This window comes from Bacillus sp. JST-5 (assembly GCF_057747715.1).
Genome location: NZ_JBYLHW010000006.1, coordinates 1 through 17,685, shown reverse-complemented (window position 1 = coordinate 17,685; position 17,685 = coordinate 1). Strand labels below are relative to the sequence as shown.

Sequence of the window (17,685 nt, the reverse complement as noted above, 5' to 3'; positions counted from 1 at the left end):
TATTAACGATAGGAAGAGAGTATAAGCTCTCTTCCTTAAATTCAAAGGAAATGAGGGATTTACCCAATGACGGATATTCTTGAAATGAGGGATATTCATAAAGTTTATCCAAATGGCACAGCCGCCAACAAGGGGGTGAATTTAACTGTACGTGAAGGCGAAATTCATGCACTTGTCGGAGAAAACGGTGCAGGTAAATCAACCCTAATGAAAGTATTATTTGGGCTGGAAGCACCCACAAAAGGGGAAATCTTTTATAAAGGTGAAAAAATCCAACTAAACGGGCCGAAAGATGCTATTTCGAAAGGAATCGGAATGGTCCATCAGCACTTTATGCTTGTCCCGTCTTTTACCGTTGCAGAAAATATCGTATTAGGAAACGAACCGAAAAAAGGAATTTTCCGCGATCGAAAGAAAGCAGTAGAAATCACGAAACAATTAGTAGACGAATACGGATTGCAAGTCGATCCTTATGAAAAAGTTGAAAGCATTTCTGTTGGAAAAAAACAAAGAGTTGAGATATTAAAAGTTTTATATCAAGGCGCAAAATTATTAATTTTAGACGAACCAACTGCCGTATTAACACCGCAAGAAACTAGAGATTTATTTCAATCATTAAAAGTTCTAGTGAAAAAAGGATTTACCATCATTTTTATTACACATAAACTTCGAGAAATTATGGAAATATCTGATCGAATTACTGTATTACGTGCCGGTGCAACCGTCGGTACATTAAAAACAAGCGAAACTAACGAAGAGGAAATTTCACGCCTTATGGTCGGCCGTGACGTTCTTCTTCGAGTAAATAAAAGAAAAGCTGAACCGAAGGAAACGGTTCTCTCGATTAAAGATTTAGTCGTTCATAACGATCGTGGACAAGCAGCCGTTCAGGGACTTTCTTTGGAAGTAAGAGCCGGTGAGATTTTTGGAATTGCCGGGGTGGAAGGGAATGGACAAACAGAATTAATCGAAGCCATTACCGGTTTAAGAAAAATCAAAAGCGGGTCCATTACTTACTTGAACGAAGATTTAACGAAACTTTCTGTCAAACAAATTCGCGATGCCAAAGTAGGTCATATTCCAGAAGATCGCCAAACAAGAGGAGCATGTTTAACTGCATCGATAGAAGAAAACTTAATTTTGGATCGATATCGTTCAAAAGAATTTACAGCGGGTCCATTTATAAAGGACAAAAAGGTACAAGAATTTGCACAGCAGATGATGAAACAATTTGACATTCGAACATCAAGCGCTAAATTCCCTGGTTCCTCATTATCTGGAGGAAACATGCAAAAAGTTGTTGTAGCCAGAGAATTTTCAAAAGATCCAAAGCTATTAATTGCCTCCCAACCAACGCGCGGAGTGGATATCGGTGCGATTGAATTTATCCATAAAGAAATTATAAAGAAACGTGATGAAGGTGTAGCTGTACTCCTCGTTTCGGCTGAGCTGACGGAAGTCATGAATTTAAGCGACCGGATTGGCGTTATGTATAACGGAGAAATTGTTGCTGTCATTGAAAATAATGAAACAGTAACAGAAGAGGAAATCGGATACTATATGCTCGGTTTGAAGCGTCAAGAGGAGGCGATGAAACGATGAAAAATCGCGCCGAGTTTAAACTGGAATTGTTCGGTATTGTCGTTGCCGCTATTGCTGCAATTGTAATCGGGTTTTTAGTTATTCTAATGATCAGCGATGAACCGGTGAATGCTTTTTACTATCTATTAATCGAACCATTTTCCAATTTGTTCAATTTCGGAACGATTTTAAATAAAACGGTTCCGTTAGTACTCACTGGTTTAGCGGTAGCTGTTGTTTTTAAATCTGGAGTATTCAGTATGGGAGCAGAAGGACAGCTCTACATAGGGGCATTTTTCGGTGCATTAGTGGCCGTATATGTCGAAGGACTCCCTGCAATTGTTCATATTCCGCTTATTATCATCACTGCGATGCTAGGTGGAGCATTATTCGGATTTTTACCGGGACTTTTAAAAGGATTTTTAAACGTCGATGAAATCGTTTCAACGCTTATGTTGAACTATGTAGGAATTTTTACCGTATCATATTTCTTAAACTATGTATTTAAAGACCCTGCAAGCGGTGGTTATGCTCGTATGCCATATATTGGCGAGAGTGGAAAACTTGGTAGACTCATAGATGGGATGCCAACCCACACAGGAATTATTATCGCTATTTTAGCAGTAATCGTTGTTTATTTATATTTGTATAAAACAAAAGGCGGATACGAAATGCGCCTAGTCGGACAAAATCGTACCTTCGCAGAATATGGCGGGATCAATGCTAAGTGGGTTATTGTGAAAAGCGTTATGGCTGGTGGAATTTTAGCTGGTCTTGCCGGAATCGTGGAAGTTATCGGTGTTCACGGTACGCTGAAAGATAATTTTTCCGACGGACTTGGGTTTGATGGAATCATTATTGCCTTATTAGCTAGAAACCATCCGGTAGGAGTTTTATTCGCTGCCTTTTTCTTTGCCTATTTACAAGTAGGTTCCCAGCTAATGTCAGCCAACAGTGATGTGCCAAGGGAACTTGCGATTATCATTCAAGTATTGCTTGTCTTATTTGTATCGGCGACAGCCATCTTCAATTATTTAAAAACTCGTCATAATAAAAAAATGACATTACAACAGCAGGGAGGTGCGAAAGATGCTGGAAGCACTGCTGGAACAAACGCTTAATTTAACGATCTTTGCCGTTATTCTTCGAATGACCGTTCCTATTTTATTAGCTGCACTTGGCGGATTAATTTCTGAATTAGCGGGTGTTGTTAACATTGGATTGGAAGGTTTAATGTTAGTATCTGCATTTACCTCCATTGCGGTAGCAAGTGCGACGAACAGCTGGTGGTTAGGTGTTCTTGCTGGAGTGGTTGCTGCTGTCCTAATTAGTATAGGAATGGCCTTTTTCTCCTTAAACCTTGGTGTTGACATCATTATTACAGGTTTCGTTGTCAACATTTTCGGTTCGGGAATTACTGTATTTTTAATGGGAATGATTTATGGAACGCAAGGAAACTATTCACCTACAAATCTAGATAAAATCCCAACGATTGATTTAGCGTTTTTAAAAGATGTCCCAGTGTTAGGGAAATTGTTCGCAGGTCATAGTTTGTTCGTTTGGCTATCTTTCCTAGCTGTTGTCTTTGTTTTTTACCTTTTATACCGTACTCCGTATGGAAGTCATTTACGTGCGGTCGGTGAAGCACCTGATGCAGCAAAATCATTAGGGATTTCCGTTAAAGGAATCAGATATTCAGCTCTAATTTGGAGCGGTGTGTTTGCAGGTCTAGCTGGAGCTTACTTCTCGATGGGAATGACAAGCATGTTCGTAAAAGATATGACAGCTGGAACCGGATTTTTAGCGTTAGCTGTTGTTATGTTTGGAAATCGTAAACCGATTGGGGTATTAATTGGTTCATTAATCTTTGGTTTGGCCAACGCGATTTCAATTATTGTTGAAACGGTACCGGGCTCTACGGTTCCAAGCCATTTCGTAAAAATGATTCCATATGTCGTTACCGTTATTGCATTAGTTATTTATGCGATTGGTAAAAAAAGAAAAACGCTACAACTAGGAAACTAATAAGTTGATCGAATGGGCAACCATAAAGGATGTTGATGTTGGCCATTCGGTCTTTAAATATATGAACCGTATCATTCACAAGAGAAATAGATTAATAGTCTAGATTCGATGTTATACGTTAGAATACTTAACCATTGAATTTCGAAATAGCCCTTTCAATGATAAAAAGCCACTCAATAGGTGATGAATTCGTAACTGGTTTTCTATTAACTAAACAAAGGAAATAGACCAATAGCCTGATTGAATGATTCAGAATTTTTTCGATAATTGTAAATGTGAGAATATAGATTCTTTAGTAGAAGAAGTTTAAATCTTAATTAAATGATGAGGTATCCATACATGCAAAACTTACTTCACGGAATGGACAAGTTTTCCGTTCATCGCGAACGGCTCCGTGATTTTTTACTGAATAAATGAACGAAATAAAGGAGGAATTCGCTATGACGGAAAAAGTGAAAGTTATATTAGATTGTGATCCTGGTCATGATGATGCAATTGCGATTTTATTAGCAGCAGCTAATCCGAAAATTGAAATTAAAGCGATTACAACGGTTGCTGGAAATGTAGAAGTAGAGAAAACAACGATAAATGCTTTAAAAGTTTGTGAGATTGCGAACTTAGATGTACCAGTGGCAAAAGGTTCAGAACGTCCTCTTGTTCGTAAGCGAGAAACAGCACCGGATATTCATGGAGAATCAGGGATGGACGGCCCACAGCTTCCTTCACCAACTCGTACCATTGTCGATGAACATGCGGTAGATTTAATCATACGTGAAGTTTTGAACTCTGAGGGAGATATTGTTCTTGTTCCAACAGGTCCGCTCACAAATGTAGCACTTGCGATGATCCGCGAACCAAACATTATACCGAAAATCAAAGAAATCGTTCTAATGGGTGGAGGAACGTTCGGAAACTGGACGCCTGCTGCTGAATTTAATATTTTCGTAGATGCCGAAGCTGCGAAAGTTGTATTTGAAAGCGGTGTACCGATTACGATGTTTGGCTTAGATTTAACCCATCAAGTTCAAGCAACGAATGAAACGGTAGAACGTTACAAAAAAATTGGGAATAAAGTAAGCGATTTTGTCGTTGAACTCCTTCAATTCTTTATGAAAACATATAAGGAAGTATTTGGATTTGATGGTGCGCCGATTCACGATGCATGCTGCGTTGCCTACTGTATAGACCCTACCATTTTTACAACGAGAAAAGTGCGTGTGGATATTGAAACAAAAGGTGAACATACGTATGGAATGACTTGCGTCGATGTTTTAGGAGTAACCGGACGAGAACCAAACGTTAATTTTGCTGAAAAAGTTGATGTAGAAAAATTTTGGGATATGTTAGAAGAAGCCCTCCTACAATATTCGAATGAAGGTGTCGTACGTGGCTAATGTAAAACGTGTCATATTAGATGTTGATACAGGTATTGATGATGCATTAAGTATTATGTACTTATTAAAACAGCCCAATGTCATTGTTGAAGGAATTACGACTGGCTATGGAAATGTCAGTGCCGAACAAGCAACAGAAAATACATTAAAAATCATTGAATTGATGGGAAAATCCGGTGAAGTTCCAGTTGCGATGGGAGCGACACAACCATTGTTGCGAGCTTGGGGCGGTCCTGTTGTAGCTTTTCACGGGGAAAATGGTATTGGTGGAATCGAACTTCCAAAGCCAAAGCAAAGTCCACTTGATGAACATGCCGCCGATTTTATCGTCCGAAAAGTAAACGAATATCCAAATGAAATTACTTTAATTTTTGTAGGACGATTAACGAATTTAGCGATCGCTTTGGCAAAAGATTCTGAACTTCCGAAAAAAGTGAAAGAATTGGTCATTATGGGAGGAGCTGTTCAAGTTCCTGGTAATGTCACACCAGTATCGGAAGCGAATATTGCCGGTGACCCGGATGCTGCCCATATGATATTTTCAGCAGGATTTAATTTAACGATGGTTGGACTTGATGTCACGATGAAAGCGCATTTTACCGTCCATCATGTCGAATTGTTAAAAGAAAAATGTCAGCATTCTGAAGAACATACAAAACTAGCTAAAATTATTCAAGAAATGTTAGTCGGCCGTTTTGAAGCGTATCGTGATCACCACGAAGTTTTAGGTAGCCCATTGCATGATCCATTAGCAGTGGCTGTAGCGTTGGATGAAACTTTAGTGGAAAAAACCCCTCTTTTAGTTATGGTTGAAACAAAAGGGACTTTATCTTTAGGGGCAACGATTGCGGACTTACGGATTGGGAAAAATCTCAATCCAAACGTAAATGTTTGTTTAAAAGTTGATGCCGAACGGTTTTTAAACCACTTTATCGATAGCTTGGCGAACTAAGAACGGAGGCGATCAAATGAAAAAAATCATTATGGATGTTGATACAGGAATTGATGATGCTTTGGCAATGGTATATGCCCTCCATTCGCCTGAGCTTGAGGTGTTAGGATTTACTACATGTTTCGGAAACAACTACATTGAAGAAACAACGACAAATACGTTAAAAGTATTGGAGCTACTCGGAAAATCTCATATTCCGGTGGCAAAAGGAGCTAGCGAACCACTTTTCCGTCCAAATACGAAAGGAGCTTCAGACGTTCACGGGGATGATGGATTGGCGAATGTCGAATTGCCGAATCCAAAAGCAAAACCGATCGATGAACATGCGGCAGACTTTATTGTCCGAATGATTCATGAACATCCACATGAAGTGACATTAATCCCCGTCGGTCCGCTAACCAATATTGCACTAGCAATTATGAAAGACCCATCAATCGTTCATAAAGTGAAAAATGTGACGATGATGGGTGGTGCGGTTTTATATCCGGGGAATGTCACTCCTACTGCAGAAGCTAATATTTTAGCTGACCCAGAAGCGGCGGAATTTGTGTTTCGTTCTGGTATCCCGATTACATTAGTCGGACTTGATGTAACAATGAAAACATTATTGCCTCGTTCCTATGTAAAAGAATGGGAAAAGTTGGACACTCCGTTAAGTAAGTTTTTAACGCATATTACAAATTTTTATATGGATGCGTATTTAAATTTTTATCCATCCATCAACGGATGTGCGTTGCATGATCCATTGGCAGTGGCAGTTGTCATTGATCCAACGTTTGTAAAAACAAAACCAATGTATGTTCAAGTGGATACAGAAGGGGAATTATCGAAAGGAAGAACGATTCCAGATTTAAGACCAAATCATCCAAAACCAAATATGAATGTTTGTCTGGAAGTGGAAGCTGATCGATTCCTTGAACATTTTGTCCATCGAGTGATACCAAAAAATTAAACAAATTTTTCACTTATTACGAATAGATGGGAGAGAGAAACATGGTACCGTTACTAACTGTCAGTGAAGAAATTCAACAAGCGGTTCAAGAAGGAAAACCTGTCGTTGCATTAGAGTCAACCATTATTTCTCATGGAATGCCCTATCCGGAAAATGTAAAAATGGCGTTAGAAGTTGAGCAAATCATTCGTAATGAAGGAGCAATCCCGGCAACGATTGCTCTTTTAGACGGAAAAATAAAAGTTGGTTTAACAAGAGAAGAGATTGAGAGATTAGCAGATGCGAAAAACGTGGTAAAAGCTAGCATTCGAGATTTACCGGGCATTCTTGCAAAAGGAACGTTAGGAGCAACAACGGTAGCTTCTACTGCTTTTGCTGCAAATTTAGCGAATATTCGCTTTTTTGCCACTGGCGGTTTAGGAGGCGTCCATCGTGAAGTGGCGGAAACTCTCGATATTTCAGCGGATTTAATGGCATTGGCATCTTGCAATGTATGTATTGTCAGTGCAGGTGTCAAAACAATATTAGATATTGCGAAAACATTAGAAGCTCTTGAAACATTGGGAGTACCTGTGTACGGATATGAAACAGACTATTATCCGGGATTTTATTATCAGCATACCGATTTTAAAGTAGAAAGAATTACGAAAGAAGAATTAGTCAATGTGCTTCGCGTGAAAGATCAACTCCAATTACGTCAATGCGTTCACGTAGCTGTTCCTATTCCTGAAGAATTCTCAATGGATCGTCATTTTATTGAATCGATTATTTCAGATGCACTTCGTGAGGCACAATCACAACAAATATCCGGAAAACATGTAACACCGTTTCTGCTGGCAAAAATTAAAGAGAAAACTGCCGGAAACAGCTTGAAATCAAACATCGCATTAATGAAGAATAATGCGAAAATTGCTGCTCAACTGGCAGTTGAATATAGCAAGCCATGATCGTCAGTATTGGTGATATGGTTGTCGATATTCTTGTCCAACATAAAGAAAAAAATTATGGAACTGATGTAGAAGGAAATATCCAATTTAGAGCCGGTGGACAATCGAATAATGTAGCGGCGTGGGTCGCTCATTCTGGAGTTGAAAGTCGGCTGATTGGAATCGTTGGACAAGATGTGTTTGGGGAGTTCTTAATTAAGGAAGCAGAAGACATAGGTGTCAAGTGCCTAGTAGATATTCATGATACAGTGGAAACGGGAAGGATATTAATTTTAATTGAAGAAAATGGCGAACGATCGATGATCACAACGCGTGGGGCAAATTTACATCTGTCGGATGAACATATATATAAACATGAACATTCCATTCAAAATGCTGAAGTTCTTTACTTGTCGGGATATAGTCTTTTTGTAAAAAATCCGTTAAATGCTATTTATGTAGCAAAAGAATTAGCAATGAAACATGGAGTGAAAATAGCCGTTGATCCTAGTTCCGTCTATTATTTGAAATCGTATAAAGATAAATTCTTTCAGTTTTTAGATGGTATCAACTTTTTGTTTCCAAACTATGAAGAAGGAATAGAATTAACGGGAGAAGAAAGTCCGGAAAAAATATTAAAACGGTTAAGAGAATTTGTAGAAAATCCGATCTTAAAGCTAGGGGAAAAAGGATGTCTCATGTATTATGGTGGAGCCTATATTAGTATTTCTTCCCCTCATGTAAAAGCGATCGATACGACTGGCGCCGGAGATACATTTGTTGGAACATTTTTAGCACACTATCATCTGTCAAAAGATATTGTCGTAGCAGCGAATGAAGCAGTACAAGCCTCTGCACGAATGGTCCAGTTCATCGGTGCCCGTCCAATAAAAGAATAAAACAATGAAATCCAATCCAAATGTTGTTTTGGATTGGATTTTGCTTTGAATAGTGGGAAATTTTTGATTGTGTGCAAAACAACTTTTTCTATTTACGGAATAATGGAGGGATTGAAGGGGCCTAACCTAACAGACAGCCCATAAATGGATGCAATGTTCAATCCGATTGACAAAAATGATAGAACCTTGTACATTTCATAAGTGAAAAGAACTAGTTTGACTATTAAGAATAATAGGATAAATATCCTATGTACAAGCCCTTTTCAATAGGTTTAAATGTATAAAAGAGTGGATATAAATAAATAGGAAAACAGAATGATGTTTTTTTTCGTTTATTGGAAATATTAGAAAATTCAACTAATTTTTTGTTGAAAAATGTATTTTATCTATGAATAATTAAGCGGAATTTTGGGAAAATATTAATAATTTTGTAGACTATATTCCTATTAATTGGTAAAATGGAAAAAAGATTACATTTAGGGGGTGATCAAAGTGAGAGAGGATAAAGTATTTATATTAATGAAAAGAATTGAAGAACAAAGAAAAGTAATGAACCAACTAGCAAAAATTTATGGACTAAATTCAGGTAATGTCGTTGAGGCAAGTCAAAAATTAGATCGACTGATTACGGAATTACAGTCGTTGAAAGTTGTTGCCAAATAATCTTCTCCAAAAGAAATCTTCACTTTTTACTATTCATAACCCCATGTAATCACTCATATTTTAGTTCCCTCTCATTATTTATTTTCAAAAACATTTTCATCATTTTTTAACTGTTGTAATATAAGGTTAAATATATAGACGTAAACATAGGATGATTTACATTGAACATCAAAAAATTACAGCGTGTTTTTGTCACTAGTATTATAGCTTTTTGTAGCGGTTATCTATTTCAAACTTTGCATATTTTTTTACCGTGGCTGTTAGGACCCATGTTTGTCATCATGATTGGAAAACTTTGGTGGAAAGATGTATATTGGCCAAGTAGAATAAGAGATTTTGGACTTGTTCTACTAGGTTTACAACTAGGTAGTTCCTTTACAAAAGAAGCAATGTCCAATATGGTCCAATATTTACCGGTCATGGCCGTTACAACTCTATTAATGATCGGCTTTACGATATTGTCAGCCGCGATTATTTATCGATTTAGTTCGATCTCGTTAAGTTCCGCAATGATTGGTAGTTTTCCCGGCGGCCTTTCTCAAATGGTTGTGTTAAGTGAAGAAATTAGAGATGCGAATGAAGCAGTTGTCACCATGATGCAAATGTTCCGCATTATATTAGTCATTTCAATCGTTCCATGGATGGTTTTTCATTTTTTATCGGAACCTTCCACCGTTACGAAAAACGTTTTAGCCAATGATGCTGGATACCTTTCGCCTATTTTATGGTGTTTATTAATTTTAGTAACGATGATTTTTATAAAAGTAGGGAAAAAACTCCATTTTCCAATTCCTTACTTATTGGCACCATTATTTGCTTCAATTTGTTTTGAACTAGGAGGTGCACCATCGTTTACCATTAGTGATCCGATCATTTCATTTGCACAAGTTTGTTTAGGAGCACATCTCGGTTGTAGCATGTATTTTCATAAAAAAACTTTTACTCCATCTTTGTTTATTTTAACCTTCCTATCAAATGTCGCATTAATCGGCTTTTGTCTAGGTATGGCTGAAGTTTTGCATCTTGTCTTTGACTTACCGTTTTTAGACATGTTTATTAGCAGTGCACCTGGTGGAGTAGCGGAAATGGCGATTACGGCAATGGCGGTAAATGCGGATGTATCCGTTGTTACAAGTTTCCATCTGTTTCGTATTCTTGTCATATTATTCATCGTCTCACCGATCATTTCAAAAATCATTCGAAAACGACAAATGACGAATGTAGAAGTATAGTGGACTTGAATAACAGTCAAAGATATTTAATAAAGGTAGGTTAAATTATGGAAGGATATACATCGATCTATGCGCATAGAGGAAGTAAAGGAACTCACCCGGAAAATACGCTCGTTGCTTTTCAAGACGCTTTACAATTAGGAGTGGATGGTCTCGAGTTTGATGTTCATTTAACAAAAGATAATGAACTTGTTATTATTCATGATGAAACGGTAGACCGGACGACGAATGGAAGCGGATATATTAAAGATATGACATTAAAGGAAATTAAAAAATTGGATGCTGGATCCAAATTTTCTAAAGAATTTAAAGGGGAACCAATTCCAACATTACAAGAAGTTTTAGAACTTGCGAAAAATTATCCAAACGTATGTTTAAATATTGAAATTAAAACGGATTACGTCCAGTATGAAGGCATTGAAGAAAAAATAGTAGAAGTTCTTCAAAAGACGAATGTCCCGAATAAAATTATTTTTTCATCTTTTAACCATTACTCACTAGTGAAAGTCAAAAAATTAGTTCCGCACATTGAAACGGCCATATTATTTTTTGAAGGTCTTTACGAACCATGGAGCTATGCGAGAAATATTGGTGCTTCCGCACTTCATATGTATGAACCGATTGCTTTAAGTCCGCTTGTTGAAATGGCACATGAAGTTCCATTTCCTGTTCGCATTTTTACCGTGAATAAAAAAGAGCGAATGAAAAACTTCATGGAACGAAAAGTTGATGCGATTATGACCGATTTTCCAAAAAAAGCATTAGATATTCGAAAAAAAATATACGGGTAAACAAAAAAGCGATTGGCTCAACCTGCCGATCGCTTTGATTTTTACTAACCTATTAAGAAATTTTCGAGTAAACGTTACGACCGTTAATCCATGTTTGTTCTACGCTATTTCGTAAGTCAAAAGGATCTCCATTCCAAATGACAAAATCCGCATCTTTTCCAACTTCAATGGAACCGACGAGATTATCCACCCCTAAATGTTTGGCTGCTTGAAGGGTGATGGCTTTTAGCGCTAACTCTTCGCTCAATCCATGTTTCACTGCTAGAATGGCACTATTCATTAAATGCTCAATTCCGACAACCGGATGATCCGTCGTAATGGAGAAAGGAACTCCAGCTTCAGCTAAAGCGACTAATGTATGCCATCCTTTATCGGACGTTTCCACTTTAGTACGAGAAGACATGGTCGGACCAACGGAGACGCAAATATTTTGTTTTGCAATGAACTCAGCAATATGATGCCCTTCTGTACAATGTTCAATCGTAATCGGAATATCAAATTCATTCTTAATTCGAATGACCGTTACAATATCATCTGCTCGATGGGCATGGACGCGCAAAGGAATTTTCTTTTCTAATACCTTTGCTAGTTGCTCCCATTTTAAATTTCTTTCTACTTTTTCCCCTTTTTTTATCTTATTTAAATAATTTTGCGCTTGAATGAGATGATCGCGCAGTTTAGCAGCAATCCCCATTCTTGTCGTCGGCATTTGCCCTTTACTGCCATATACACGCTTTGGATTTTCACCCATCGCAGCTTTCATACCTGACGGTGCTTTCACAACCATTTCATCTACAATATTGCCTACCGTTTTGACAATGACCATTTCTCCGCCTAACACATTCGCACTGCCCGGCATTATTTGAACCGTTGTGACACCGGCTTTTCTTGCTTCTTCAAATCCTCTTTCACGAGGGTTGATCCCGTCAATGGCGCGGACTTCTTCCGTCGTCGGGGAGGAAGTTTCATTAAAATCAGCACCTTCTTGGCCAATTCCTTCTTCATGAACTCCTAAATGCGTATGTACATCAATTAGTCCAGGTGTTACGATTTTCCCGGCTGCATCCACCACTTTAAAAGATTCAGGAATTTGAATATTTTCTCCGACATATTCAAATTTTCCGTCTTTTATAAAGATGGTTCCATTTTCAATACGTTCCCCGGTTCCTACTAGAATGGTAGCGTTTGTAACTGCAAGCATAGAACCCCTCCTATTAATTTGAAAGATGAATCTATCTCTACTATACTAAAAAGTTTCGATATTCGAAACAATTTTCCGAATTTTTTAGATTCATGGTAAAATAATAGGTAGATCATTGATGGGAGTGTTGTTCAATGAAAATATTTATCTCAGCCGATATTGAAGGAATTTCTGGAGTTGCGACCAATCAGCAATTAAAAACACCAAGCGAATATCAGCGGTTTCGAAAATTAATGACCGCCGACGTCAATGCTGCTATAGAAGGTGCGTTTTCTGGAGGTGCGACAGAAGTAGTTGTCGCCGATGGACATGGAAATATGTCCAATATTTTAATAGAAGATTTAGATCCAAGAGCTCGATTAATTTCTGGAAACAATCGCGTTATGTGCCAGCTCGAAGGATTGGATGAAAGCTTTGATGGTATCATGTTTGTCGGCCATCATGGGAGAGAAGGAGGTTCAACGCAAACTGTTATCAATCATTCATTGGCGGGCATTTGTGTTGAACAGTTTAAAATAAATGGAAAAGTCGTCGGTGAAACGGAAATGAATGCATTTGTTGCTGGACACTTTGGTGTTCCTGCCATTTTTATTAGCGGTGACGAAGCATATGTTCAAGAAGTTAAAGAAACATTGCCAGATGTCGAAGCGGCCGTAGTCAAAAGAGGGGTAGACCGTTTAGCAGCCGAATTAATCCATCCAATCAAAGCACAAGAAATGATTCGGGAAAAAGCAAAACTCTCCGTTCAACATATTCACCGTTTTTCACCAACAAAATTAGAAGGAGATATTACGTTTGAAATTACGTTTAAAGGAACAAACCAAGCGTTAATGACAACGACCTTGCCAACTGTGAAAATGATCGCTCCTAAAACGATTACCTTTACTTGTAAGGATATGGTAACCGCTTATAAGCATATGTGGGGTTGTGTCATTATTGCGATGTCCGCGACCAATGGGGTTTTAGGATCAGTTAACGCATAAATTTTTCCAAGTTCACATATACATGTTCATTGTTTAAGCTGTATGATATATTTTTGAAGGGAGGGAGTATGAAAATGAATAAATTCAGAAAACAGGTTCTTCTATTTTTTATGTTGCTAGTATCTGTCATTACATTGACTGCTTGTAAAGAGGAACCTTCACCAAATGAAACAATGAAAAAATATGTAAAGTTATGGAATGAGCAAAAATTTGACAATATGTATTCATTGTTGTCGAAAGCTTCGAAAAACAATGTGTCTAAAGAAGATTTTAGCGATCGTTACGAAAAAATCTATCAAGATATTAATGTAGAAAACTTAAACATTAAAGTAAAAGAAAAAGAGTTTTCTGATAAAGAATTGGAAAAAGGAAAAGTAAGTATACCATTCCAATTAACAATGAATACAATGGCGGGAGAAATAAAGTTTGATCATAAAGCTATTCTTGTTAAGGAAAAGCAAGGCAAAGATGAAGAAGAGCAGTGGTATGTTCAATGGGACACGACATACATATTCCCGGATTTAGAGGAAGGAGATAAAGTTCGAATCTCAACCTCCACTGGAAAACGCGGAGAAATCTTTGATCGAAATGGAATACCGTTGGCGATGAATGGTTCAGCTATTGAAATTGGTATCGTTCCAGAACAAATCGTGGGAAAAGAAGCGACAGTTAAACAGCAATTGGCGCAACTATTGGATGTGTCTGTTGAATATATAGACGCCAAATTAAGTGAACAATGGGTTCAACCGCATTATTTTGTTCCAATTAAAAAAGTAGCGAAATCGAACACAGATTTAGTGCAAAAAGCGGTAAGCATTGACGGAGTTATGGCGCAAGACGTCCCGGAAAGAGAATATCCTTTTGCGGAAAAGACTGCTCACTTAATTGGTTACATTAGCCATGTGACAGCGGAAGATTTAGAAAAAAATGAAGGAAAAGGATATACGGAAAATGATAAAATCGGCCGAAGAGGATTAGAGCAATTATTTGAAGATCGCTTACGAGCAAAAAACGGAGCAAAAATTTATATTGAAAAGGCAGACGGAACCGAGGTAACTATTGCCGAAAAAGAAGCGGAAGATGGAGAAACGATTCATTTAACGATTGATGTTCTACTGCAAGAAGCGATATACGAACAAATGAAAGAAGATAGCGGAACAGCCGCCGCCATCCACCCTGTTACCGGTGAAATTTTAGCGCTAATAAGTACTCCATCGTTTGATCCGAACGATTTTATTCTCGGAATTTCTGATAAAAAGTATAAAGAATTGGAAGAAAATAAAGAAAAACCGTTGATTAACCGATTTGCAGCTTCTTTCGTACCGGGTTCATCGCTTAAACCAATTGTTGCTGCAATTGGTTTGGAAAACGGTTCCATTGATCCAAACAAAAAATTAAGTATTAAAGGAAAACAGTGGAAGCCCGATGATCCAAAATGGGGGAACTATTCAATAACGAGGGTGAACGGAAATATTTCATCCGTTAATTTACATGATGCCCTTATTTACTCCGATAATATTTATTTTGCGATGATGGGCTTGGAAATGGGGGCAGAAAAATTAGAAGAAGGATTGAAACAATTTGGATTTGGCGATGAATCGATCGAATGGCCGTATCCAGTAACGGTATCGCAAATTTCTAATAGCGGGAAACTTGCAGAGGGTACACAACTAGCGGATACTTCATACGGACAAGGAGAAGTGTTAATGAACATTCTTCATTTAGCGACTTCTTATACACCGTTTGTTAATAATGGGGATATGATCTTGCCAGTTTTAGAAAAAGGCAAAGAGAAAAAGATTTTGAAAGAAAAATTAGTTTCACCGGAAAATGTTCAAATAATCGCTGAAGGGTTGAAAAATGTCGTTGCCAATCCAGGCGGATCCGCACATAGCGCATATATGAAAGATTTAGTTCTAGCAGGAAAAACGGGAACAGCGGAGTTAAAATCCAACCTTGATGAAAAAGGACAAGAAAATGGTTTCTTCGTCGCCTATAATGTTGATCAACCAAACCTTCTAATTGCGATGATGATTGAAAACGTTCAAGATCATGGTGGAAGTAAATATGTTGTGGAAAAAGTAAAGAAAGTCTTCAAAGAAATAAAGTAGTAAAAAACTCCTATAGGTATGTACCTATAGGAGTTTTTTGAGGTGTTTTCCTAACGATTAGCCCCTTTATGATTGATATCTCCCATTGTATATATTTTTCCCATAGTGTAAACAATGAACATGAGTACTAAAGAAATGGGAGGATCAAATGGAATTTTTCGGTGATTACTGGGTTGTCACAGTTCTCTTGTTGTTGTTTTTTATTTTAACGATGTATATAAGTATTAATACGATTTATTATGTGTTTTTGTCATTTTTTGGGTTTGGTGAAGCAAAAAGGGATTACGAACTTATTGATGACCAAACAAGGTTTTTAATATTAGTCGCAGCACATAATGAGGAAAAGGTTATTGGCTCTACGCTTGAAAATTTAAAAAAGATTCAATATCGAAGAGATTTATATGATATTTATGTCGTTAATGACAATAGTACTGACCGTACAGGAGAAATTTGTGATGAACACGGCATTAAGCACATAGATACAGCGGAAAAACTATTCCCGAGAGAAGGAGTAGGTAAACCAGGAGGATTACAATATGCACTACGTTATCTTGGTTATGAAAAATTAACGGATAAATATGATTGTTTAATGATTTTAGATGCGGATAATCATGTGGATCCAACGATTCTAAAAGAATTGAACTCTCAATTTATTGGCAAAGGAAAACCAGAAGCCATTCAAAGTTATTTAGACTCCAAAAACTTAACAACAAATTTATCTATAGGATATGCAATGAGTTATTATTTGACCAATCGCTTCTTCCAGTTAGCAAAATATCGACTAGGTTTACCAAATGCTATTGGAGGAACTGGCTTTATTGTACGACTCGATTATTTATTAAAGCATGGAGGTTTTCGATTCAAATCTTTAACCGAGGATTTAGAGTTGGAAATGGAAATTGTCAAAGATAATGGGAGAATCTTATGGAATCATTTTGTAAGGATATATGATGAAAAACCCGATCAACTAAAAATAAGCATTAAACAGCGAACAAGATGGTCACAAGGTCATTGGTATGTCGCTTTTACCAATTTAATACCAATGGTGAAAAAGTTGCTTACTGAAAAAGGGAAAATGAAAATATTAGATCAAATTTTTTATTTGTTTGGAATGGCAAAAGCCGTTCAAATGTTCATTATTTTATTTGCCGTTATTTCTGTTTTAGGATTCAAACTATTCACGTTTGATTTTTATGATTTTCCTGAAACAAGTGGAAAATTAGCAGGGTTAATATTGGGAACAAGTTTGTTTAATTTAATTTTATTTGTCTATCAATTTTGTGTTTGTTTACTTTATGCAATAAAAAAGGACACAAACATAAAATATCGGTTTCTTCCTATGACGTTTTCAAGTATGTATTATGCCTATACTTTTATATATGCCCAAATTGTAGGGTTATTAAAATGGCGACAGCAACATACTTGGGTAAAAACCGAACATAATAAAACAGCTATCATTAAAGAATCAAATTCGCGGAAGTAAAGCACATTAAAATCTGACAGTAAAAGAATACTTATTTTTCCTTATTGATAATAGAAAACGGGGCTGTCCAAAAAGTCAGGGTAACTGACTTTTTGGAGCCCCTCATTTTTCACTTTTTAAAAAAATGCACAAAAAAATCGTCCTTTCTAGTAAAATGAAGTTACCACACAACATTACAGAAAGGACGATTTTTTATGAGCAATCATATGATTACTCCTGAAAATTATAACACACAAATGACACTTCCTCTAGATGGAAAAGAAGAAAAAACTCCTGCCAAAAGAAATTTAGCCCCTACTTTCAAACCATATAACAACCGTCAAGTTCAAATGATTTATGATATTGAATCTCTCATACCCGAACATCACGTGGCACGTGTCGTGGACGAAATGGTGGAGGCGATACCAGATAAACAATTGTTTTCTCATTATAAAGGCGGCGGCAGAAGTTCCTATCATCCCAAAATGATGCTGAAAATCATTCTGTATGCTT

The 17,685-nt window shown here is 37.2% G+C and carries 16 protein-coding genes; 15 read left to right on the top strand and 1 reads right to left on the bottom strand.

Annotated features, from left to right (window positions below):
- The first annotated feature begins 66 nt into the window (after positions 1–66).
- The 11 genes from AC3ASS_RS02795 (at position 67) to AC3ASS_RS02745 (ending at position 11,415) form a co-directional block, all read left to right on the top strand.
- On the top strand, positions 67–1,602 hold the full coding sequence (locus AC3ASS_RS02795; RefSeq protein WP_488281988.1) for an ABC transporter ATP-binding protein: 1,536 nt from the start codon (positions 67–69) through the stop codon (positions 1,600–1,602).
- Entirely contained in the window at positions 1,599–2,702 is a 1,104-nt protein-coding gene (locus AC3ASS_RS02790; RefSeq protein ID WP_488281987.1) for an ABC transporter permease, read from the top strand. Before AC3ASS_RS02795 ends, AC3ASS_RS02790 begins: the two co-directional genes overlap by 4 nt.
- Positions 2,671–3,606: an ABC transporter permease gene (locus tag AC3ASS_RS02785; protein ID WP_488281986.1), complete on the top strand. Its 936-nt coding sequence runs from the start codon at positions 2,671–2,673 to the stop codon at positions 3,604–3,606. The genes AC3ASS_RS02790 and AC3ASS_RS02785 overlap by 32 nt, the downstream gene beginning before the upstream one ends.
- A 440-nt stretch (positions 3,607–4,046) precedes the next feature.
- The gene (locus tag AC3ASS_RS02780) at positions 4,047–5,000 is read left to right on the top strand and encodes a nucleoside hydrolase (RefSeq protein WP_488281985.1); all 954 of its coding nucleotides are present in this window, start codon (positions 4,047–4,049) and stop codon (positions 4,998–5,000) included.
- The gene (locus AC3ASS_RS02775; protein ID WP_488281984.1) at positions 4,993–5,952 is read left to right on the top strand and encodes a nucleoside hydrolase; all 960 of its coding nucleotides are present in this window, start codon (positions 4,993–4,995) and stop codon (positions 5,950–5,952) included. Before AC3ASS_RS02780 ends, AC3ASS_RS02775 begins: the two co-directional genes overlap by 8 nt.
- Positions 5,953–5,968: 16 nt before the next feature.
- Complete coding sequence (locus AC3ASS_RS02770) at positions 5,969–6,904, top strand: nucleoside hydrolase (RefSeq protein ID WP_488281983.1); 936 nt, start codon at positions 5,969–5,971, stop codon at positions 6,902–6,904.
- Positions 6,905–6,945: 41 nt separating this feature from the next.
- Positions 6,946–7,851: a pseudouridine-5'-phosphate glycosidase gene (locus AC3ASS_RS02765; RefSeq protein WP_488281982.1), complete on the top strand. Its 906-nt coding sequence runs from the start codon at positions 6,946–6,948 to the stop codon at positions 7,849–7,851.
- Positions 7,848–8,729 (top strand): carbohydrate kinase family protein, encoded by an 882-nt coding sequence (locus AC3ASS_RS02760; protein WP_488281981.1) that lies wholly within the window; start codon positions 7,848–7,850, stop codon positions 8,727–8,729. The genes AC3ASS_RS02765 and AC3ASS_RS02760 overlap by 4 nt, the downstream gene beginning before the upstream one ends.
- 492 nt (positions 8,730–9,221) lie before the next feature.
- Positions 9,222–9,392 carry an aspartyl-phosphate phosphatase Spo0E family protein gene (locus AC3ASS_RS02755; protein ID WP_488281980.1) on the top strand — a complete coding sequence of 57 codons (171 nt, stop codon included), beginning with the start codon at positions 9,222–9,224 and terminating at the stop codon, positions 9,390–9,392.
- Positions 9,393–9,553: 161 nt separating this feature from the next.
- Positions 9,554–10,624 carry an AbrB family transcriptional regulator gene (locus AC3ASS_RS02750; protein ID WP_488281979.1) on the top strand — a complete coding sequence of 357 codons (1,071 nt, stop codon included), beginning with the start codon at positions 9,554–9,556 and terminating at the stop codon, positions 10,622–10,624.
- Between the two features lie 47 nt (positions 10,625–10,671).
- Positions 10,672–11,415: a glycerophosphodiester phosphodiesterase gene (locus AC3ASS_RS02745; protein ID WP_488281978.1), complete on the top strand. Its 744-nt coding sequence runs from the start codon at positions 10,672–10,674 to the stop codon at positions 11,413–11,415.
- Between the two features lie 52 nt (positions 11,416–11,467).
- On the opposite strand, the gene AC3ASS_RS02740 is transcribed toward AC3ASS_RS02745, so the two are convergent.
- The gene (locus tag AC3ASS_RS02740) at positions 11,468–12,616 is read right to left on the bottom strand and encodes an amidohydrolase (RefSeq protein ID WP_488281977.1); all 1,149 of its coding nucleotides are present in this window, start codon (positions 12,614–12,616) and stop codon (positions 11,468–11,470) included.
- 134 nt (positions 12,617–12,750) lie between these two features.
- On the opposite strand from AC3ASS_RS02740, the gene AC3ASS_RS02735 reads away from it, so the two are divergent.
- The 4 genes from AC3ASS_RS02735 to AC3ASS_RS02720 form a co-directional block, all read left to right on the top strand.
- Positions 12,751–13,599 carry a M55 family metallopeptidase gene (locus AC3ASS_RS02735; protein ID WP_488281976.1) on the top strand — a complete coding sequence of 283 codons (849 nt, stop codon included), beginning with the start codon at positions 12,751–12,753 and terminating at the stop codon, positions 13,597–13,599.
- 74 nt (positions 13,600–13,673) lie between these two features.
- Positions 13,674–15,710: a penicillin-binding transpeptidase domain-containing protein gene (locus AC3ASS_RS02730; RefSeq protein WP_488281975.1), complete on the top strand. Its 2,037-nt coding sequence runs from the start codon at positions 13,674–13,676 to the stop codon at positions 15,708–15,710.
- A gap of 148 nt (positions 15,711–15,858) precedes the next feature.
- Entirely contained in the window at positions 15,859–17,193 is a 1,335-nt protein-coding gene (locus AC3ASS_RS02725; RefSeq protein WP_488281974.1) for a glycosyltransferase family 2 protein, read from the top strand.
- Positions 17,194–17,387: 194 nt separating this feature from the next.
- The coding region (locus tag AC3ASS_RS02720; protein WP_488281973.1) for a transposase at positions 17,388–17,685 on the top strand (298 nt) is incomplete at its 3' end.